General features: G+C 68.8%; 19 protein-coding genes and 2 tRNA genes (1 of these 21 only partly in view). 10 read left to right on the forward strand and 11 right to left on the reverse strand.

The annotated features are described in order from the left end of the window. Window positions 1–19: 19 nt before the first annotated feature. On the reverse strand, window positions 20–1,642 hold the full coding sequence (locus JN22_RS20155) for a hypothetical protein (protein WP_085555642.1): 1,623 nt from the start codon (window positions 1,640–1,642) through the stop codon (window positions 20–22). Between the two features lie 178 nt (window positions 1,643–1,820). After that, the gene (gene gpt, locus JN22_RS20160) at window positions 1,821–2,315 is read right to left on the reverse strand and encodes a xanthine phosphoribosyltransferase (RefSeq protein WP_085555643.1); all 495 of its coding nucleotides are present in this window, start codon (window positions 2,313–2,315) and stop codon (window positions 1,821–1,823) included. Window positions 2,316–2,517: 202 nt separating this feature from the next. On the opposite strand from gpt, the gene JN22_RS20165 reads away from it, so the two are divergent. The 3 genes from JN22_RS20165 to JN22_RS20175 all read left to right on the forward strand — a co-directional run bounded on the left by JN22_RS20165 (window position 2,518) and on the right by JN22_RS20175 (window position 4,803). Next, a tRNA-Arg gene (locus JN22_RS20165) sits at window positions 2,518–2,594 on the forward strand. 169 nt (window positions 2,595–2,763) lie between these two features. Next, window positions 2,764–2,840, forward strand: a tRNA-Arg gene (locus tag JN22_RS20170). A gap of 331 nt (window positions 2,841–3,171) precedes the next feature. Then, window positions 3,172–4,803 (forward strand): methyl-accepting chemotaxis protein, encoded by a 1,632-nt coding sequence (locus JN22_RS20175; protein WP_223677809.1) that lies wholly within the window; start codon window positions 3,172–3,174, stop codon window positions 4,801–4,803. A gap of 47 nt (window positions 4,804–4,850) precedes the next feature. On the opposite strand, the gene ptsP is transcribed toward JN22_RS20175, so the two are convergent. The 8 genes from ptsP to JN22_RS20215 form a co-directional block, all read right to left on the reverse strand. Beyond that, complete coding sequence (ptsP, locus tag JN22_RS20180) at window positions 4,851–6,635, reverse strand: phosphoenolpyruvate--protein phosphotransferase (RefSeq protein ID WP_085555645.1); 1,785 nt, start codon at window positions 6,633–6,635, stop codon at window positions 4,851–4,853. Further along, on the reverse strand, window positions 6,625–6,924 hold the full coding sequence (locus JN22_RS20185) for an HPr family phosphocarrier protein (RefSeq protein WP_085555646.1): 300 nt from the start codon (window positions 6,922–6,924) through the stop codon (window positions 6,625–6,627). The genes ptsP and JN22_RS20185 overlap by 11 nt, the downstream gene beginning before the upstream one ends. 6 nt (window positions 6,925–6,930) lie before the next feature. Further along, the gene (locus JN22_RS20190; RefSeq protein ID WP_085555647.1) at window positions 6,931–7,329 is read right to left on the reverse strand and encodes a PTS sugar transporter subunit IIA; all 399 of its coding nucleotides are present in this window, start codon (window positions 7,327–7,329) and stop codon (window positions 6,931–6,933) included. Window positions 7,330–7,445: 116 nt separating this feature from the next. After that, window positions 7,446–8,438 (reverse strand): RNase adapter RapZ, encoded by a 993-nt coding sequence (gene rapZ, locus JN22_RS20195; protein ID WP_085555648.1) that lies wholly within the window; start codon window positions 8,436–8,438, stop codon window positions 7,446–7,448. Between the two features lie 18 nt (window positions 8,439–8,456). Continuing rightward, the gene (locus JN22_RS20200; protein ID WP_085555649.1) at window positions 8,457–8,915 is read right to left on the reverse strand and encodes an HPr kinase/phosphorylase; all 459 of its coding nucleotides are present in this window, start codon (window positions 8,913–8,915) and stop codon (window positions 8,457–8,459) included. A gap of 160 nt (window positions 8,916–9,075) precedes the next feature. After that, window positions 9,076–9,510: a hypothetical protein gene (locus JN22_RS20205; protein WP_085557261.1), complete on the reverse strand. Its 435-nt coding sequence runs from the start codon at window positions 9,508–9,510 to the stop codon at window positions 9,076–9,078. A gap of 68 nt (window positions 9,511–9,578) precedes the next feature. Beyond that, entirely contained in the window at window positions 9,579–11,297 is a 1,719-nt protein-coding gene (locus tag JN22_RS20210; protein ID WP_085555650.1) for a stimulus-sensing domain-containing protein, read from the reverse strand. After that, entirely contained in the window at window positions 11,239–11,937 is a 699-nt protein-coding gene (locus JN22_RS20215; RefSeq protein WP_085555651.1) for a response regulator transcription factor, read from the reverse strand. Before JN22_RS20215 ends, JN22_RS20210 begins: the two co-directional genes overlap by 59 nt. Before the next feature lie 314 nt (window positions 11,938–12,251). Here JN22_RS20215 and JN22_RS20220 point away from each other — a divergent pair, with 314 nt between their 5' ends. From JN22_RS20220 to JN22_RS20250, 7 genes are all read left to right on the forward strand, one after another. Continuing rightward, entirely contained in the window at window positions 12,252–12,974 is a 723-nt protein-coding gene (locus JN22_RS20220; protein WP_247877517.1) for a HugZ family pyridoxamine 5'-phosphate oxidase, read from the forward strand. A 492-nt stretch (window positions 12,975–13,466) separates the two neighbouring features. Next, window positions 13,467–15,326 (forward strand): phosphoenolpyruvate carboxykinase (GTP), encoded by a 1,860-nt coding sequence (locus JN22_RS20225; RefSeq protein WP_263300964.1) that lies wholly within the window; start codon window positions 13,467–13,469, stop codon window positions 15,324–15,326. A 268-nt stretch (window positions 15,327–15,594) separates the two neighbouring features. After that, window positions 15,595–16,014 carry an organic hydroperoxide resistance protein gene (locus JN22_RS20230; RefSeq protein WP_085555654.1) on the forward strand — a complete coding sequence of 140 codons (420 nt, stop codon included), beginning with the start codon at window positions 15,595–15,597 and terminating at the stop codon, window positions 16,012–16,014. Then, entirely contained in the window at window positions 16,011–16,520 is a 510-nt protein-coding gene (locus JN22_RS20235; RefSeq protein ID WP_085555655.1) for a MarR family winged helix-turn-helix transcriptional regulator, read from the forward strand. The genes JN22_RS20230 and JN22_RS20235 overlap by 4 nt, the downstream gene beginning before the upstream one ends. Window positions 16,521–16,746: 226 nt before the next feature. Then, a complete protein-coding gene (gene motA, locus JN22_RS20240; protein WP_085555656.1) occupies window positions 16,747–17,607 on the forward strand; it encodes a flagellar motor stator protein MotA in 861 nt (286 codons plus the stop codon). Window positions 17,608–17,622: 15 nt separating this feature from the next. Continuing rightward, complete coding sequence (locus JN22_RS20245) at window positions 17,623–18,579, forward strand: lipid II:glycine glycyltransferase FemX (protein WP_085555657.1); 957 nt, start codon at window positions 17,623–17,625, stop codon at window positions 18,577–18,579. Between the two features lie 77 nt (window positions 18,580–18,656). Next, window positions 18,657–18,830 carry a hypothetical protein gene (locus tag JN22_RS20250; protein WP_179166196.1) on the forward strand — a complete coding sequence of 58 codons (174 nt, stop codon included), beginning with the start codon at window positions 18,657–18,659 and terminating at the stop codon, window positions 18,828–18,830. A 54-nt stretch (window positions 18,831–18,884) separates the two neighbouring features. On the opposite strand, the gene JN22_RS20255 is transcribed toward JN22_RS20250, so the two are convergent. After that, window positions 18,885–20,021: the 3' portion of a M23 family metallopeptidase gene (locus JN22_RS20255; RefSeq protein WP_085557262.1), read on the reverse strand. 207 nt of this gene lie beyond the right edge of the window; only the last 1,137 of its 1,344 coding nucleotides appear in the window; its start codon lies off the right edge, out of view; the stop codon is at window positions 18,885–18,887.

Consider the following 20,021-nt stretch of genomic DNA (forward strand, 5'->3'; position numbering starts at 1 on the left):
GTCCTTCGGCCGGCCAAGCTCAGGGGGTCGAGCGGGCGCGGTCGGACAGCTCGATCAGGTCCATCAGCTCGTTGCTCTTCCAATAGCGCGACTTGCCGACCTCGGTCCGCGCGGTGGCGACGAGGTCGTCGATGATCGACTGCTCGTCGTCGCCCAGCGGGCCGCCGTGCTCCAGCCGGTGCGACAGCAGGCGGGTCATGTTGTGGCTGAAGGTGGGGATCCAGGCGCTGATGCGCTGGCCGAACACGCTGCTCAGCGTGTTGATGCGCAGCAGATGCTCCATCCGCTCGTCGAGCGGGTCGTCCTCCTCGAACTTCATCGCCCGCTCGACGTTGGCGCGCAGTTCCTCCAGCAGGGTCTCGCGCCACTTCACCAGGTCGTAGGTCTCGAAACCGAAGTCGCGGGCCATGCGCTGCCACTGCCACAGCAGGCGGTTCAGCCAGACGATGTCGCCATGGTCGATGACCGGCTGGCGCCGCGCCGCCGCCGCCTGCCCGGAACGTTCCATCGCCACCGCCGCCACGCGCGAGCCGATGATCTTGCTGGCGCCGGCCCAGGCGTTGCGGAAGGCCGGCTCGCTGCGCCGGTCCTCCATCAGCCCGGCGGCGGTCGCCGCGTCGGTCAGCTCGGCCAGCCGTTGCATCAGCGATTCCAGCCGGGTCTTTTCCTTGGCGCTCGGCCGGATGGCGGAGCCGGGAACCCGCTCGTTCAGCTTCAGGATGACCGTCAGCGCCGCCGTCAGGGCACGGGTCACGCCGATGAAATGGCCGGTCAGCGCCGCCGTCACCGTGCCGCCGCGCCCCGGATCGACGCTGCTCTGCCGGATGTAGAGCGCCACCACGCCGTAATTGCGTTTCACCGACAGCACCGACAGCGGCAGCAGGTTTGCATCGTCGTCGCCGTGGCGGTCGCGCAGCGCCTCGGTCGCCTCGACCAGGGCGTCGGCCTTGCGCTCGCGGTCCGCCTCGCCGGCGGAGGCGGCCGGGAAGCCGTCGAGCCGGGTGGCGACGGCCTTCATCGAGCCCTCGGCGTTCGCCAGGATGTGGTGCATCAGCCGCAGCGTGCCGATCTCGACCGGCGGGGTCTTTTCCAGGAAGCCCGACATCAGGCGGGTGCGGCGCGGCCGGTTGCGCGACATCGAGGCAAGGATCTCGTCCGTCGCCTTCTTGGTGGCGAGAAGGCCGTCGAGATGCCTGACCGCGGCGACGCGCATCCGTTCCTTCAGGACGGTGGCCTCGGAGGATTTCAGGACGCGGTCGATCACCTCGTCGCGCGCCATCTCGTCCAGCAGCTCCTGCGCCTCGACCGCCAGCAGGGGGAAGGCGTCGCGGCTCAGCACCTCCCACAGGGCGCCGGCGTCGATCCGTTGCAGCATGCCGGGCACGGAGACGCCCGCGTGATAGAGCGCGTCGTCGTCGATCAGGAAGGCTTCGAACAGGTTGGTGAACAGGCGCCGCGCGCGGTTGGTGCGCTGGCGGTTCAGATATTCGATGACGTATTGGCGGATGAGCAGGACCCGGTCGGTCGGCTCGCTGTCCATGCCCTCGATCTCGCTCAGCAGGCTGTAGACGAGGGTGGCGGGCAGACGGGCCACCAGATCGTCGATTTTTGCTCGCAGATCGTCCTGGGAATCGTCGGTCATGCGCCGGGAATCACGCGGGAAAGGTTGCGCCGGTTGAGCGGTCCGCCGCCGTTGTAGCGGCGGATCGGTTAATTTTGGCGTAACGAATTTCCGCCGGAACGATGGGGGGAACCCTGCCTTCCGGCCGGGCGCCGGGGCTGAGCCGCCCCCACCGTCGTCACCGTCCTTGCGGAGGGTTTCAGCCGTTGCGCTGCTTGGCGATGGGCTGGGAGAATTGCAGCTCGATGTCCCAGGGGAAGTGGATCCAGGTGTCCTGGCTGACCTCGGTGATGAAGGTGTCGACCAGCGGCCGGCCGGCCGGCTTGGCGTAGACGGTGGCGAAATGCGCCTTGGGCAGCATCTTGCGCACGATCACCGCGGTCTTTCCGGTGTCGACCAGATCGTCGATGATCAGCCAGCCCTCGCCGTCGCCGGCATGGGAGCCCTCGACGCCCTTCAGCACCGCCGCCTCGCGCTGGTTCTGGTGGTCGTAGCTGGAGACGCAGACCGTGTCGATCAGGCGGATTTCCAGTTCGCGCGCGATGATTGCGGCGGGAACCATGCCGCCGCGCGTGATCGCGATGATGCCCTTCCACGGACCCTTGTCGATCAGGCGCCAGGCCAGCGCCTTGGCGTTGCGGTGCAGCTCTTCCCAGGACACCGGGAAATGCTTGTTGGATGAGGCTTCGGCCACGGGAGGACACTCCAGAAAACAGATGCGGCCTGTATATCGCAGGCTGGCTTTTCCGGCAATCGGGGGCCTCGGCGCGACGCGTCTCCACGGGCAGGGAGAAAGAGTGAAAAAAGCGCTTGCGGGGTCGGAGGCTTTTGAGTAAGTTGCGCGCCTCGACGCCAGCGGGCAACCGACGGCGCCGGGAAAGAGTGATGTTTCGGATGCGCCCGTAGCTCAGCTGGATAGAGCATCAGACTACGAATCTGAGGGTCAGGAGTTCGAATCTCTTCGGGCGCGCCATCCTCCTCGAACAACGAGCAAGGCCACCTTCGGGTGGCCTTCGTCGTTTTCGAAGGCTTTTCTTGGGACGGATGACGAAATTCTTTCAAAGAAGGGCTTGCGCGGGCCTGAGGATTTGAGTAGGTTGCGCGCCTCGACGCCGGTGGCGGCGAGACAGGAAGTGGACAAGGCGCCCGTAGCTCAGCTGGATAGAGCATCAGACTACGAATCTGAGGGTCAGGAGTTCGAATCTCTTCGGGCGCGCCATCCTTCCTAAAAAAGATCAGCGACTTACGAGTGGGCGGCCTTCTGGCCGCCTTTCGTCGTTTTGGGCTTTCGCCGGCAACCGTTGGCGCGGTTCGAAAGTTCCGGACAGCCCGGAGCCCTGTCCGATTCATATCTGAACGAATTGCTTGTGTGGAATATGGCCGCATCTGAACAGGCGTGGTCGCAATTTCATACAAGTCGTAACCTCTCTGAAAATCATACCTGAGTATGCTCCATGGCGGATTGCTCCTATCAATGGACGGGCTAAGTCATGGGCGGATTTCTGGCGCGGATAAGCATCAGCCGTAAAATTTCTGTTGTGGTTGGTCTGATGACCGTTATCGCCGCGGTGATCGGAGGCATCGGTTTCGTTGGAATGCAGACGTATGACGGCCGGATCGACGACATTCAGGCGCGGTCGCAGAGGGCGTTGTTCGGCGAGCAGGTCAGCGGGCTGGTCTACAAGATCGTCATGGACAGCCGTGGACTCTACGCGGCCAAGACCAGGGACGAGGTTCTCCTGTTCAGCAAGGCCATCCAGGAATCGACGGCGACGATGGGCAAGCGTCTCGCGGCGTGGGAGAGCCTGCTGCCGCCGGGCAGCCGGGCCGATTTCCAGAAGATGGCCAAGAGCGGCCACGACTTCATCGCGATCCGCAACGAGGTGGCCCGCCTCGGTGTCGAGGCCGGTCCGGACGCGGCGGAGAAGCACGGCAACACGCCGGAGGGCCGGGCCAACCGCATCGCCTTCGGCAAGGAACTCGAAGCGACCTCGCAGCGGAACATGGAGGCCATCCAGCAGGCCAACGACGAGCTGGATGCGTTCAACTCCCGCATGATCACGCTGATGCTGGTGGTCGGCATCGGCGGCATCGGCGCGACGGTCGTCGCCAGCGTCATCATCTCCCAATCCGGCATCGCCCGGCCCGTCGCCGGGATCACCGGCATGATGGAGCGGCTCGCCAACGGTGATCTGTCGGTCGAGGTGAAGGGAGCCGAACGCGGCGACGAGATCGGCGGGATGGCCCGCGCGGTGGCGATCTTCCGGCAGAACGCCCTCGACCGCGAGCGCATGGCCGCAGCGGAAGAGGCCGAGCGCCAAGCCAAGGAGCGGCGCAACGTCGCGGTCGAGCGGCTGATCCGGGACTTCGACTCCGGCATGTCGGGCATCCTGCGCACGGTCAGCGCCGCCGCGACCGAGCTGGACGCCACCGCGCAGGGGCTGGCGCACACCGCCGAGCAGACCAACCGGCAGGCCGCCGGCACGGCGGCGGCGGCCGAGCAGGCGTCGGTCAACGTGCAGACCGTGGCGTCGGCGACCGACGAGCTGTCGGCGTCGATCCGCGAGATCAGCGGGCAGGTGTCCCGCTCCACCGCCATCGCCGGGCAGGCGGTGGGCGAGGCGCAGGCCACCAACGGCCGGGTCCAGGGGCTGGTCGATCAGGCGCAGCGCATCGGCGACGTGGTGAAGCTGATCACCGACATCGCCAGCCAAACCAACCTGCTGGCGCTCAACGCCACCATCGAGGCGGCCCGCGCCGGGGAGGCCGGCAAGGGCTTCGCCGTCGTGGCGTCGGAGGTCAAGAACCTCGCCAACCAGACCGCCAAGGCCACCGAGGAGATCGCCAGCCAGATCGCCTCGATGCAGCAGGCGACCAGCGAGGCGGCGTCGGCGATCACAGGGATCGGCAGCACCATCGGCGCGATCAACGAGATCGCGACCTCCATCGCCTCGGCCATCGAGGAGCAGGGGGCCGCCACCGGCGAGATCGCCCGCAACGTCCAGGAGGCGGCGCGCGGCACCGGAGTCGTGACCGAGAACATCACCGAGGTCAGCCGCGGCGCTACCCAGACCGGCTCCGCCGCGACCCAGATGCTGGGCGCCGCGGGCGAGCTGTCCCGCCAGTCGGAGATGATGAAGGGCGAGGTCGAGCGCTTCCTGGCCGGCATCCGCGCCGCCTGAGCAGGGCCGGAGACAGGAGGGCTGCCATCGCAGCCCCCTGTCCCCGTTCACGGCATCGCGTTGAAGTCGTCCAGCAGGGTGGCGATGCGGCCGCTGTCGCTCTGGTCCATGATGACGCGGGCGCGGCGGCTCGCCTCCATCATGTCGAGGCCGCGGATGCGCTTCTTCACCGCCGGGACCGAGGGCGGCGCCATCGACAGCTCGCGCACGCCCAGGCCCAGCAGCAGCGGCGCGTAGCGCGCGTCGCCGGCGATCTCGCCGCACACCGCCACCGGGATGCGCGAGCGCAACGCCGCCTCGATGGTGAACTGGATCAGGCGCAGCACCGCCGGGTGCAGCGGGTCGTAGAGCGTCGCCACCTGCTCGTCGGCGCGGTCGATCGCCAGCGTGTACTGGGTCAGGTCGTTGGTGCCGATCGAGAAGAAGTCGGCGGCGTAGGCCAGCGCGTCGGCGGCGAGCGCCGCGCCCGGAACCTCCACCATCACGCCGACCGGCGGCAGCGGGTCGGCGATGGCGACGCCGCGGCGGCGCAGGCGGCGCGCCACCTGCCCCAGCATCTCGCGCACCTTCTGCACCTCCGGAACCGAGGTGATCATCGGCAGCAGGATGCGCAGCGGCCCGTGCGCCCCGGCCCGCAGCATGGCGGCGAGCTGGGTTTCCAGCAGCTTGGGCTCGCGCAGGCCGAGGCGGATGGCGCGCAGGCCAAGCGCCGGGTTGGCCGGCTCGCCGTAGCGCCCGGCCATCCAGCCGGCCAGCTTCTCGCCGCCGACGTCCATGGTGCGGGCGGTGACGGTGCGGCCGCCCATGCCCTCGACGACGGCGCGCAGCACGCCGTACTGCTCCTCCTCGTCGGGCAGGTGGTCGCGGTTCATGAACAGGAACTCGGTGCGCAGCAGCCCGACGCCCTGGGCGCCGTTCTCCAGCGCGTGCTCCAGGTCGCGCGGCAGCTCCATGTTCGCCAGCAGGGTGATGGCGGTGCCGTCGCGGGTGACGGCCGGCAGCTTGCGCAGGCTCTTCAACTGCTCGCGCTCGCGGTCGCGGGCGGCGCGGCGGTCGCGGTACTCGGCCAGCAGCTCGGGTGGCGGGTCGATGACGACGCGGCCCTGCACGCCGTCGACCACCACCAGCACGCCGTTGCGCACCCCGGCCAGCAGGCCGGCGGCGCCGAGCACGGCGGGCAGGCCCAGCGAGCGGGCGAGGATCGCGGTGTGCCCCTCCGCCCCGCCCAGCACGGTGGCGAAGCCGGCGACCGCCTTGGGGTCGAGCAGCGCGGTGTCGGCCGGGGTCAGCTCCTCCGCCAGGATGATGCTGCCGGGGGGCAGGGTGGAGAAGGCCCGGTACTCGTGCTTCATCAGGTTGCGGGTCAGGCGGCGCCCGACCTCGCGGATGTCGGCGATGCGGGCGGCCAGATAGGCGTCGTCCATCCCGGCGAAGGTCTGGGCGATGGTGGCGATCTCCGCCTGGATGGCGGCCTCGGCGTTGACGCGCTCCTCCTTGATGCGGCGTTCGACGCCACGGGTCAGGCGGGAGTTGGTGACCATCGACAGATGGGCGTCGAGCAGGAAGCCGATCTCCTCCGACGCCGAGTCGGGCAGCACCAGCGCCTTGCTCTTCAGCTTCTTGATCTGGCGCCGCGCCTTGGCGGCGGCCTCGTTGAAGCGCAGCAGCTCGGCCTCGACGCCCTCGGGCGCGATCGGGTATTCCGGGATGGCGACGGAGCCGCTCTCCACCACATGGGCGGGGCCGATGGCGATGCCGGGCGACACCCCCAGGCCGCGCAGGGAACGGATCGGGGCGGCGGCCGGGGCACCCGGCGGCGTGTCACTCTTCATCGAACTTGCGGTTGATCAGGTCGAGCAGGGCGGCCATGGCGTCCTCGGCCTGGATGCCGTGGGCGCGCAGCTCCACGGTGGTGCCGGGGCCGGCGGCGAGCATCATCAGTCCCATGATCGATTCGCCCGACACGACGGATTCGCCGCGGCGGACCTTGATGTCGGCGTCGAAGGTGGCGACCAGCTTGACGAACTTGGCCGAGGCGCGGGCGTGCAGGCCGCGCTGGTTGGTGATGGTGGCGGTGCGGCGCAGCTCGCCGTCCAACGGGGCCGGATCGTCTTGGCTCATGCGGGGTCAGTCCGACAGCAGGGAGGAGGCGACGTTGATGTATTTCTGCCCGGCGTCGCGCGCGGCGATCACCGACTTGTCGAGCGGCTCGGTCTTGCGGACGCTGGCCAGCTTGATCAGCATCGGCAGATTGACGCCGGCGATCACCTCGACCTTCGCCTTGTCCATGATGGAGATGGCGAGGTTCGACGGCGTGCCGCCGAACATGTCGGTGAGGACCACCACGCCCGACCCGTCATCGACCTCGGCGACCGAGTTCAGGATGTCCTGGCGCCGCTGCTCCATGTCGTCGTCGGGGCCGATGCACACCGCGCGCACCTGGCTCTGCTCGCCCACCACGTGGAACAGAGCGGCGATGAACTCTTCGGCGAGTCGCCCGTGGGTCACAAGAACCATGCCGATCATGGGACATCCTTCAAGGTTGGAGCCTCCCCAGGAAACGTCGTTGCGGTGATTTTGATCATCGCCTGCCGGCTTTTGGATGATTTGTCGGGCGCATGGTCGTCAAGGCGCAAATTGCGTCACCCCTGTCCGGCGGCCGGCGGGCCGCCCGGCCCGCCCGCCGCTCCGCCTGTTTGCCCGCCCGCCGCGGCGCCGGGGCGGGCGCCCAGGCGGTTCAACTCGCGGTGGCTGAGGTTGACCTTGATGCCGAGCCCGGCCAGCCAGGCCGCGAGCCGTTCGGCGACGAACACCGAGCGGTGCTTGCCGCCGGTGCAGCCGATGGCGATGGTCAGGTAGCTCTTGCCTTCCTGGTTGTAGCGCGGCAGCAGCGGCCGCAGCAACTCGGTCAGGTTGTGGAAGAAGGCGGGGAAATCGGCGTCCCCCGCCACCCGCGCGGCGACGGCGGGGTCGAGCCCGGTCAGCGGGCGCAGGGCCGGGTCGTAATGGGGGTTGGTCAGGAACCGCACGTCGAAGACCAGATCGGCTTCGCGCGGCAGCCCCAGCCGGAAGGAGAAGGAGGTCACGAACACCTGAAGCGCCGCCTGCGCATCGCGTTGGAAATGTCCCGACAGGATGCGCCGCAAATCATGAATGGACAGTTGCGTCGTGTCGATGGTCAGGTCGGCCCGCTCCTTCAGCGGGAACAGCAGGGTGCGCTCGCGCGCGATGCCGTCGGGCACCGTGCGGTCGATGGCCAGCGGGTGGCGCCGCCGCGTCTCGGTGAAGCGGCGTTGCAGCACCTCGTCGCCGCAGTCGAGGAAGACCAGCCGGACGTCGAGGTCGTCGCGCGCCTCCAGGTCGTCCAGCTCGTCCAGGAAGGTCTGGGCGGAGAAGTCGCGGGTCCGGCTGTCGATCACCAGGGCCAGCGGCCGGCGGCGCGGGTCGGCCTGCTGGAGCAGCGCCGGGACCAGGGACAGGCGCAGATTGTCGACAGCCTCGTAGCCGAGATCCTCCAGGGCCTTCAGCGCCACCGACATGCCGGCGCCGGACAGGCCGGTGACCAGCACGATGCGGCCGCGCTGCGCCGCAGGAACGGTGTCGAGGGTCTCGGTCGAGGCGGTGTGGGGGGGCATGGTCGGCACGGGATCGTTTTAGGGATGGGCGTCGAGGATGGCCGGCACCCGGCCCAGCGTGCCGGCCCGCGCGGCGGCGGCGGCCAGACGCAGCTTCGCCGGGGTCGAGGCGTCGAAGGGCGACAGGGCGAGACGGGGCAGCGGCACGCCGTGGATCGTTTCGAAGGCGGGCTCGGGTAGCCGTTCCACCCGCTCCGCCGGGACGAGATCGACGACCAGCCCGACGTCGGCGGCGGGCGCGGTCGGCACCGGCAGGATGCCGACGCCGCGCACCTCCAGCAGGCCGGCGAGCGGCGCCGGGGCGCTGGCGATCAGACGGCCGTCCTCGACGCGCAGCAGGATCCGGTCGTCGGCGACCAGCCGCGCGCCACCGTCGATCAATCGCAGAGCCACATCGGATTTTCCGCTTCCCGAATCCCCTCTCAGCAACACGCCGATCTCGGAGAGCAGGACGCAGGTGCCGTGCATCGTCACCATGATCCCGCGAAGGTGAGCGGTGCCGCGGTTTCTGTCAATGGAGTCGGGGTAGGGGGGGCCGGAGGGAAGGCGGGGGAGCCTGAACAGGGGGCCGCCATCCGCTTGCGCGGGGCGCCGCTTGCGCGCAGCGCTCCCCGCACGGGGCATCGGAGAGGCCCGTTCAGGTTCCGGTGGATCCGCGCCCGCCGCGGCGGATGCTTTCCAGTTCGTGCACCAGCGCGTCGCGGCGGCGGATCATCTCGTCGAGATCCTCCAGTTCCGCCGCTTCCTGGCAGGCGTCGCGGAAATCCTTTTCGCGCTTCAGGCGGACGAGCAGGATCTTGTAGCTCTCGGCGATGCGGGTCAGGTGGCGCTGGGCGCCTTGCAGCGCCTCGGCCAGCTGGGTTCGTTCCTGCGCGGAATCGCGCATCATGCGGGCCAGCTCACCCTGCTGGCGGCCGGCGTCGCGGATCAGCCGGGCCAGGCGATAGCGCCGGATATCAATGACTTGAGCGGGGACTTGAGCGGGTGCGGACATGATGACCCCCCATGGTTGCCCAGAGTCAGGCGCACTCGCGAACGAAAGCCGGCGAACAATGCGGGCGGTGATGACCATGGGCATGATCGACCCGCATTCGGGCCTTGTCCACATCTTATCGAGAAAAAGCGCAACTTTTCGGCAAATCATCGCCCCAACGGCAGCGTCACGCGGAAGTCGGCGCCAAGGATGCGACCATCGGGGGAAAGTCGATTTTGTGCGTCAACCAAACCATCGTGAGCCTGAACTATTTGCTGCGAGATGGACAACCCGAGTCCGGAATGGGTGCCGAACTTCTCGCCGGCCGGCCGCTCGGTGTAGAAGCGCTCGAAGATCGCCTCCTCCTTGCCCTCCGGGATGCCGGGACCGTCGTCCGAGACGACGACCCGCAGCAGGGAACCGGCACGCCTTGCGGTGACGCGCACCGTTCCGCCGGGCGGCGAGAAGGACAGGGCGTTGGCGATCAGATTCTGGAACACTTGCGTCAAGCGTCCTTCCAGACCCGGAACGATCAATCGTTCCTCATCCGGAACGTCGATGACGACGCGGGGGCCGTCGCCGGCGCTTTCGCCGTCCTCCGACACCTTGGCGGCGCGCTGGATATCGGCCAGCGTCGCCAGCATGGCGCCGATGTCGACCGGCTCCAGTTCGGCCCGCGACAGCTCGGCGTCGAGGCGCGAGGCGTTGGAGATGTCGCTGATCAGCCGGTCGAGCCGCTGGACGTCGTCGGCGATGATCGCCATCAGCCGGGCGCGGCGTCCGGGATCCTCGATGCGTCCCACGGTCTCCACCGCGCTGCGCAGCGAGGTCAGCGGGTTCTTGATCTCGTGCGCCACGTCGGCGGCGAAGCGCTCGATGGCGTCCATCCGCGCCCACAGCGCGGCGGTCATGTCGCGCAGCACGCCGGACAGCTCGCCGATCTCGTCGCCGCGCCGGGTCAGGTCGGGGATCTCGGTGTGGCGGCCGTGGCCGGTGCGCAGCCGGTCGGCGGCCTGGGCCAGCCGGCGGATCGGCCGGGCGATGGTGCCGGCGAGGTAGAAGGACAGCGCCACCGTCACCAGCAGCGCCACCGCGAACACCCGCAGGATGTCGAAGCGGACGGAGCGGATGGCGCGGTCGATCTCGCCGCCGCCGCGCGCCAGCAGCACGGCGCCCAGCACCTCGCGGTAGCGCTGGACCGGCACGGCGACGGTCAGCAGCAGCTCCGGCTCGCCGGCCGCCGACTCCACCCGCCAGACGGTGGCGCCGGTCTCGCCGGCCAGCGCGCGCTCGACGTCGGGGTTGGGCCGGCCGGTCTCCTCGCCGTGCAGCGGCAGACCCTCGCGGCTCGGCGCCACGTCGATCAGGCGGCTGTACAAAGTGTTGATCGCGCGCGACACGGCGTCGCCGGCGGGCGGGGCGGGCAACTCGCGGATCTCGATGCGGCCGGTCGAGCCGGTCAGCACCCGGCTGTCGGACAGCATGCGGCCGTCGATGTCGAACAGGCGGGTGCGGGTCGCCGTCGCCTCGGCCAGCCGGCGGATCATCTGGCGGGCCAGCTCGGGTGCCAGCTCGAACCGTTCGCGCCCGCCATCCTCGCCGCTGGGCGACGGCGGGACGAGGATGCGGTTCACGGCGCCCTCGCCGAGCGCCGAGGCGAAGATGCGCGCCTCCGTCGCCAGCGCCTCCATCTCCGCCTGGATCAGCCGGTCCTGGTAGCGGCCGAGATAGAGCAGCCCGGCGACCAGCAGCGCCAGCGCCAGCACGTTGACCGCCAGGATGCGCAGGGTGAGCTTCGAGACGCCCCGGCGTCCCCGCCGCGAGGCGCTATTCCCGGTAACGGTAGCCGACGCCGTAGAGGGTCTCGATCTGGGCGAAATCGGCATCGATCGCCTTGAACTTCTTGCGGAGCCGCTTGATGTGGCTGTCGATGGTGCGGTCGTCGACATAGACATGCTCGCCATAGGCCGCGTCCATCAACTGGTCGCGGTTCTTCACATGGCCCGGCCGCTGGGCCAGGGCCTTCACCAGCAGGAACTCGGTCACCGTCAGGTCGATGGGCTGGCCCTTCCAGGCGCAGGCGTGCCGCGCGCCGTCGAGCAGCAGCGGCCCGCGCGTCACCACCTGTCCGGGATCGACCGCCTCGCCGGCCTCGCCGCGCAGGGCCTCGCGGCGCAGCAGGGCGCGGATGCGCTCGACGAGCAGCCGCTGCGAAAAGGGCTTCTTGATGTAGTCGTCGGCCCCCATGCGCAGGCCCATCAGCTCGTCCAGCTCGTCGTCCTTGCTGGTCAGGAAGATCACCGGAAGCCGGGAGGTCTGGCGCAGGCGCTGGAGCAGCTCCATGCCGTCCATGCGCGGCATCTTGATGTCGAGCACGGCGAGGTCGGGCGGGCGCTGGGTCAGGCCGCGCAGGGCCTCCGACCCGTCGGTGTAGGTGCGCACCTCGAAGCCCTCGGCCTCCAGCGCGATGGAGACGGAGGCCAGGATGTTGCGGTCGTCATCCACCAGGGCGACGGTGTGGACCATGGTCGTCGGCACGTCCTTTGTCGAAGGCGGGGGCAGGGGGGCGATGGGGGCGGCCATTCGGACCGATTATGACAGAGTCAAGGGAACGGCGGCAGTTTTCACTTTTCCCGCGCCATTTTTCTGGGCCAATATGGCGTCAATGCGGCGCCGAGCAACGGTGCCGCGCGGGAAGAGCGCACGCGCGGTTCGGTATGAGGTCCACACAAGCCTTTGGCGCGTCCTCCCCATCCGGGAAGGACGGCGCGGCGCCGTTCCCGGCGTCCCCTTCACCGTCCGCCCGGCCCGCGGCCCCGGCCGATGCCGCGCGCCGCCTGATGCGCGCCTGCGACCGCGCGACGCTGGCGACCGCGCAGCGCGGCGACGCCGCGGGGGCCGACGCCGCCGGCTGGCCCTACCCGTCGCTGGTGCTGGTCGCGCTCGACCATGACGGAAGCCCGCTTCTCCTGCTGTCGGGGCTGGCCGACCACAGCCGCAACATCGCCGCCGACGGGCGCGTCGGGCTGCTGTTCGACGGCACCGCCGGCCTGGCGCAGCCGCTGACCGGCGCCCGCCTGTCGGTGCTCGGCCGCGTCGCGCCGACCGACGAGCCGCGCCACCGCGAGCGCTACCTGCGCCGCCATCCGGACGCCGCCTTCTACGCCGGCTTCGGCGACTTCGCGGTCTACCGGGTGGAGGTGGAGCGGGCGCATCTCGTCGCCGGTTTCGGCCGCATCCATTGGCTGTCCGCCGGCGATCTGGGCTTCCCGAAGGTCGAACTTGCGCTGGCGGAGGCCGAACCCGATATCCTCGCGGGCATGGACGAGACGCACGCCGCCGCCCTGTCGACGCTGGTTCCGCCGCTTCCCGCCGGGGGCGGCGACGGGGCCGGCTGGACCGTCACCGGCATCGACCCCGAGGGGTGCGACCTTCGGTGCGGGGGGTACGTCGCCCGCGTCGATTTTGACGAGAGAACACACGATCCCGAATCGGCTAGAATGGCCTTGGCCATTCTGGTCCAACGCGCCGCCTCACGCGGCGGCGCGGACGGCTCCCGTTGACTTCCGTCGGCAAGGGGGCCGGAGCCACTGGCGGAACGAACGCCCGGAGAGGCGTCGCCGTCCAAGAAAACCAACGGGCAGACCGAGCAAGCGGACAGCATCACCCGAGGACCAGACCGTCACCAACGGACGCCGCACCAAAAACAAGAACGCGGCGCACGACCAGCGCAACCAGGAGAACATGTCAGTGGACCATAACGGATCGACCCGTTTCCCGTCCGGGCCTCTCGCCCTTGGACCGCCTTTGGGACCGTTTCGTCGCGGCCTCCGTCCGGCGCGGCTGTCCGGCGGCTTCGGCCGCCGGTGCGCCGCCCGTCTGGGGCGCGGCTGATCCTGCGGCATCGCCCGCACCCTTGAGCACGACAACGGACAAAAGCAGGACCGGAACGGCCGACGCCCCACGCACCGTCTGACGGTGCCATCCGCCCGCGGCTCCCGATCGGCATCCGACGCCGGGGAGGAGGCTGGGCGATGGTTCGGGGGAGGGGAGGAATGGCCGGTACCGGTACCGCATTCGAGAGGAAGACGATGACTGCAAACACGCGGACGCGGAACACGAAGCTCCTGGCCTGGGTCGAGGAGATCGCGCTGAAATGCAAGCCGGAGCGCATCCACTGGTGCGACGGCTCGCAGGAGGAATACGACCGTCTCTGCAACGAGATGGTCGAGGCCGGCACCTTCATCCGCCTGAACGAGGCCAAGCGCCAGAACTCGTTCCTGTGCCGGTCCGATCCGGGCGACGTCGCGCGCGTCGAGGACAGCACCTACATCTGCTCCAAGACCCGTGAGGAAGCCGGTCCGACCAACAATTGGATGGACCCGGCCCAGATGAAGGCCAAGCTGGACGGCCTGTTCGAGGGCTGCATGCGCGGCCGCACCCTCTATGTGGTGCCCTTCAGCATGGGGCCGCTCGGCTCCGACATCGCCCACATCGGCGTGCAGCTCTCCGACAGCCCCTACGTCGCCGTCAACATGCGGCTGATGACCCGCATGGGCCAGAAGGTGCTGGACGTGCTGGGCGACGGCGATTTCGTGCCCTGCCTGCATTCGGTCGGCGCCCCGCTGGAGGCCGGACAGGCCGACGTCGCGTGGCCCTGCAACGCCGAGAGCAAGTACATCGTCCATTTCCCGGAGGAGCATTCGATCGTCTCCTACGGCTCGGGCTACGGCGGCAACGCGCTGCTCGGCAAGAAGTGCTTCGCGCTGCGCATCGCCTCGTCGATGGGCCGCGAGCAGGGCTGGCTGGCCGAGCACATGCTGATCCTCGGCGTCGAGAGCCCCACCGGCGAGAAGACCTACGTCGGCGCCGCCTTCCCGTCGGCCTGTGGCAAGACCAACTTCGCCATGCTGGTCCCGCCCGCCGAGTTCGAGGGCTGGACGGTCCGCACCATCGGCGACGACATCGCCTGGATCAAGCCGCAACCCGACGGCACGCTGCGCGCCATCAACCCGGAGGCCGGCTTCTTCGGCGTGGCGCCGGGCACCAGCGTCAAGTCGAATCCGAACGCGCTGAAGACGCTCGACCACAACGTCATCTTCACCAACGTCGCGCTGACCGACGACAGCGACGTCTGGTGGGAGGGGCTGACCGATACCCCGCCGGAGCATCTGATCGACTGGCAGGGCAAGGACTGGACGCCGGGCTCGGGCCGTCTGGCGGCGCACCCGAACTCGCGCTTCACCGCGCCGGCGGCGCAGTGCCCGTCGATCGACCCGGCCTGGGAGGATCCGGCCGGCGTTCCGATCAGCGCCTTCATCTTCGGCGGCCGCCTGTCGAAGACCTTCCCGCTGGTGTTCGAGGCCTACAACTGGCGCGAGGGCGTCTATTGGGCGGCGACCATGGGCTCGGAGGCGACCGCCGCCGCCGTCGGCCAGGCCGCCATCCGCCGCGACCCCTTCGCCATGCTGCCCTTCTGCGGCTACAACATGGCCGACTACTGGAACCATTGGCTGTCGATGGAAAGCAAGGTCGAGAGCCTGCCGCGCATCTACCGCGTCAACTGGTTCCGCAAGGACGAGAACGGCAAGTTTGTCTGGCCGGGCTTCGGCGACAACATGCGCGTCCTGAAATGGATCGTCGACCGCGTGCGCGGCCGCGCCGCCGAGGTCGCCGAATCGCCCTTCGGCTACTCGCCGCGCTACCAGGACCTGAACTGGAACGGGCTGAGCTTCGGGCAGGAGAAGTTCAGCAAGATCATGGACATCGACCGCAAGGAAGCCGAGGCGGAAGCCAAGGACCAGGAGGAGTTGTTCAACCGCTTCGGCAGCCGTCTGCCGGCGGAGATCGAGGAGCAACGCCTCGCCCTGCTGAAGCGTCTGGAGCAGAGCCCGGACGTCTGGCGCATCGGCTGATCCGTCCGGGGCGGACACGCTCCGGCGGTGACGGGTGTGGGGAAGGGGCTGCCGCAGGGCGGCCCCTTTTCCGTTTCGGCCCTGCCGCGCCAGATCATGCCGCGCAAACCATGCCAGGAGCGTGCCGGACCGGCGCGCGGTCCGCGCGGGGCAGCCACGCGAGACGAAGCGGGCCATCGATCGCTCAATCATATTGCGCACAATTAAATTTGACGCTATCAATAAGCCCATCGAACACGACCCTCCCCCAGACGAAGGAAACCACCCGATGACCACGCTCTACACCGCCAACGCCCGCACCTCCGGTGGCCGCGAGGGCCATGTCCAGACCGACGACGGCCTGCTGAGCTTGGACCTCGCCATGCCCAAGAGCCTGGGAGGCAAGGGCAACGCCACCAACCCGGAACAGCTCTTCGCCGCCGGCTACGCCGCCTGCTTCGAGAGCGCGGTGCGTCACGTCGCCCGCCTGAAGAAGCTGCCGCTGGCCGACGCGTCGGTCGCCTCCACCGTCAACCTGTTGCAGACGCCCGAGGGCGGCTTCGCCCTGTCGGTGGCGCTGGCGGTCACGGTGAAGGGGCTTGAGCAGGCCGCGGCCGAGGAACTGGTTGCCACCGCCCACACCGTCTGCCCCTATTCCAACGCCGTTCGCGGCAACATCGACGTGGCTCTCAGCGTTCAGGCGGCATGACCGACGATCAGGACACAACCGGGCAGGACACAAGCGGGGGGGCGGCAGCGCCGCCCTCCTCCTCGGCCCCCCAGGATGGCGGCGAGCTTCTGCGGCTCGACCGCCAGCTCTGCTTTGCACTCTATTCGGCGAGCAACCGGATCACCCGGCTCTACCGGCCCCTGCTCGACAAGCTGGGGCTGACCTACCCCCAGTATCTGGCGATGCTGGTGCTGTGGGAGCGGTCCCCCCGCACGGTGGGGGAACTCGGCGACGCGCTGGATCTCGATTCCGGCACTCTGACCCCGCTGTTGAAGCGGATGGAGGCCAACGGCCTGGTCGCCCGCCGCCGCGACCCGGCCGACGAACGCCGGGTGATCGTCGAGTTGACCGACGCGGGGGCCGCGCTGCGCGAACCGGCGCTGTCGGTGCCCGTGACCTTGGCGTGTCATTTCGCCCTGCCGCTCGACGAGGTCGGCCCGTTGCGCGACCGCATCAAGGCCCTGCTTCCCCCGGAGAAACCCTGACGCGCCAGTCCTTTCGTGACAGGGGAGGGTGGTCCCGGTAGGATCGCCGCGCCCTGTCGCGATCGCGGTAGGCCGTTCGGGTGATTCACGGAAACTCAATGGATTCCGTCGCCATTCTGTCGCTGCGGCCTGGTGCCGGGCATCACGGTGCAAGACATCGGGGTGTCGCGCATCGGCCGCCGGCATCGGTCGGCGCCGTGGCCGGATTCAAGAGGGAAGAAACCACATGTTCGTGATGATCGGCTTGGCGGTCGTGATCTTCAGCGTGTTCGGGGGCTATGTCCTCGGCGGCGGCCATATGGGCGTGCTGTGGATGCCGTTCGAGTTCATGATCATCCTCGGCGCCGGCGTCGGTGGCTTCTTCATCGCCAATCCAAAGAGCGTGATCACCCACACCGGCAAGGAGATGGGCCACCTCTTCAAAGGGCCGAAATACAAGAAGGAGGATTATCTCGAAGCCCTGACCATGATGTATCAGGTCTTCAAGATCGCCAAGACCAAGGGCCTGCTGGCGCTCGAGCAGCACATCGAGAAGCCGGAGGACTCGCCTCTGTTCCAGCAATTCCCGAAATTCTACGCCGACCACCACGCCATCGAATTCCTGTGCACCTATCTGCGCCTGATGTCGCTCGGCGCCGACAACCCGCACGAGCTGGTCGACCTGATGGACGAGGATCTCGAGGCGATGCACCATGAGCACCAGGCGGTCGCCGACGCCGTCCAGGCGATCGCCGACGCGGTGCCGGCGCTGGGCATCGTCGCGGCGGTGCTTGGCGTGATCCACACCATGGGCTCGATCTCCGAACCGCCCGAGGTTCTGGGCAAGCTGATCGGCGGCGCGCTGGTCGGCACCTTCTTCGGCATTCTCGTCGCCTACGGCTTCATGGCGCCGATCGCCAGCGGCCTGAAGGCCATCTACCACGCCGAAGGCAAGTATTATCAGGCGATGAAGACCGGGCTGATCGCCCATCTGTCCGGCTACGCGCCGGCGATCTCCGTGGAATACGCGCGCAACGTGCTGTCGCCCGAATACCGGCCGACCTTTGCGCAGGTGGAAGAGGCCACCGCCGCCCTGCCGCCGGCCTGACGGGGACGCGACATCATGGCCGAGGTCACCATCGCCTGGAACGCGGGCACGGTCGGCGAGTGGGACGCCCTGTTCGCCCGCGTCCGCTGCTCGACCCTCACGCAGAGCTTCGCCTATGGCCGGGCAATGGGGCGGACCTACGGCTACCTGCCCAAGCTGGGCGTGATCCGCCGCGACGGCGAGCCGGTCGGTCTGGTGCAGATCCTCGAACGCCGGATGCTGAAGCTGTTCCACGACCGCCAGCTCCACCGCGGCCCCCTCTGGCTGGACGGCATCGACCCGGACCCGGAGATTCTGGAGGCTGCCTTCCGCCTGCTGCGCAAGGCGTGCCCGCGCTCGCCCTTCAGCCGCGCCAGCCTGCTGCCCGAACTGCCGGCCTCGCCGGAGAACGAGGCGCTGCTGCAACGCTGCGGTTTCCGCCGCGCCGGCCCCGGATACCGGACGGTCTGGCTCGACCTGACCCCCAGCGCGGACGCGCTGATGGCCGGACTCGCGCGCGATTGGCGCCAGCGGCTGCGCGGGGCGGAAAAATCAGGTTTGCTCATCGACGCCGACTGGCAGGCCGGCAATCTTCCCTGGCTGATGAAGCAGGAGCATGACCAGGCTGCCGCCAAGGGTTTCCGCCCGATGACCGGCACCCTGGCGGTGCGGCTGCGCAACGCCATGGTCAAGGGTGGCGGGGCCGGCGACGGCGTGCTGATGGTGACGGCGCTGGAGAAGAAGACGCCGGTGGCCTGCGCCTTGGTCTTCCGCCACGGCGCGGCGGCGACCAGCCAGATCAGTTGGGCCAACGAGGCCGGCCGCAAGAGCGGCGCCATGCGTCTGGTCCTGTGGCGGGCGATGCTGGCGCTGAAGGAACGCGGTGTGCGCGCGCTCGACCTCGGTGGCGTCACCGACAGCGCGCCCGGCGTGACCGAATTCAAGCTGGGAACCGGCGGTCGCGCCGACGAGACGGTCGGTCAATACCGCTGAGCGCACACCGGTTGCCGGCCGTCGCCGCTTGGCCCATGCTGTGTCCATACAACGTCCGGGGAAACGGATCGCCTACCATGTCCGACAACGAAGTGATGAAGCCGGGCGAGGCCGAAGTCGCCATCGAACGCGCCATGAACCAGAAGCCGCAGGCGATGCTGATGCGTGAGAAGCTGCAAAAGCTGCTGAGCAGCGATGAGAGCGCCAAACAGCTGGTCGGCGCCATCCGCAACATGATGAAGCAGGGCTGACGGCGAAACCGCCACCCCGATCCGCCGGCCACCCCGATCCAGCGTGGGTTCCGATCAGCAGGTCGTCGCCTTGGTGCAGCCCTTCTCCTCGCTCGGGCCGGGGCTGCGGGCCAGTTGCAGGCCGCTGCGGGCATCCTCGAAGGATTTGTCCAGCGACCGGACGGTCTGCTGGAAGGCTTGCAGCTCACGCCCTTGGAGCTTTTCGCCGGTCGGCAGGTCGACCGAGCGCGGGTTGACCTGACGGCCGCCCTTCAGCACCTCGTAATGCAGATGCGCGCCGGTGACCCGCCCGGTGGCGCCGACATAGCCGATGACGTCGCCCTGGTCGATCCGCGCGCCGCGCCGCATGTCCTTGGCGAAGCGGCTCATGTGGGCGTAGGCGGTGGTGATCTCGGTGTTGTGGCGGATGCGGATGTAGTTGCCGTAGGCGCCGAACGGCCCGACCTGCTCGACCACGCCGCGGCCGGCGGCGTAGATCGGCGTTCCCTTCGGCGCGCCGAAATCGACGCCCTGGTGCATCTTGCTGAAGCCGAGGATCGGGTGGTGCCGCATGCCGAAGCCCGAGGTGATGCGGGCGCCGTCGATCGGGGTGCGCAGCAGGGCGCGGCGGATGCTCTCGCCGTCGCGGTTGTAATAGTCGATGCGGCCGTCGCGTGTCTTGTGCCGGTAGATCGGCATTTCCTCGCCGCTCAAGGTCAGCGAGGCGTAGAGCACGTCGCCCTCGCCGACCGCCTTGCCGTCGGATGTCACCATCTTCTCGTAGAGGATCTCGAAACCGTCGCCCGGCTGTAGGTCGCGCTGGAAATCGACGTCGTAGGAGAAATCGCGGATGAAGGCCATCATTACCGACAGCGGAACGCCGGCGGCGCTTCCGGCCTCGAACAGACTGGAACGGACGGTGCCCTGGGCCGCCACGAGCTGCCGCGACACCGGCTTTTCCGTCTGGGTCGAGACGAAACCGGTCTCGCCCTTGCGCGCGATGGAGACGGAGCGCACCGGGTCCGGCACGAACTCCAGGCCGACGAACTTGCGGGCCCCTCCCCGGCGCGGCTCGAACAGGACGGTCACCTGCTGGCCGACCTTCAGCTTGCGCGGATCATAGACATCGCGTAGCGCGGCGATGGCGCCGCTGGCCTCGTTGCGGGGGACCGCGGCGCTGGTCAGCAGATCCATCAAGGTGTCGCCGCGGCC

It is taken from the genome of Azospirillum agricola (assembly GCF_020005195.1).
In the GTDB taxonomy this organism is placed as follows: domain Bacteria; phylum Pseudomonadota; class Alphaproteobacteria; order Azospirillales; family Azospirillaceae; genus Azospirillum; species Azospirillum agricola.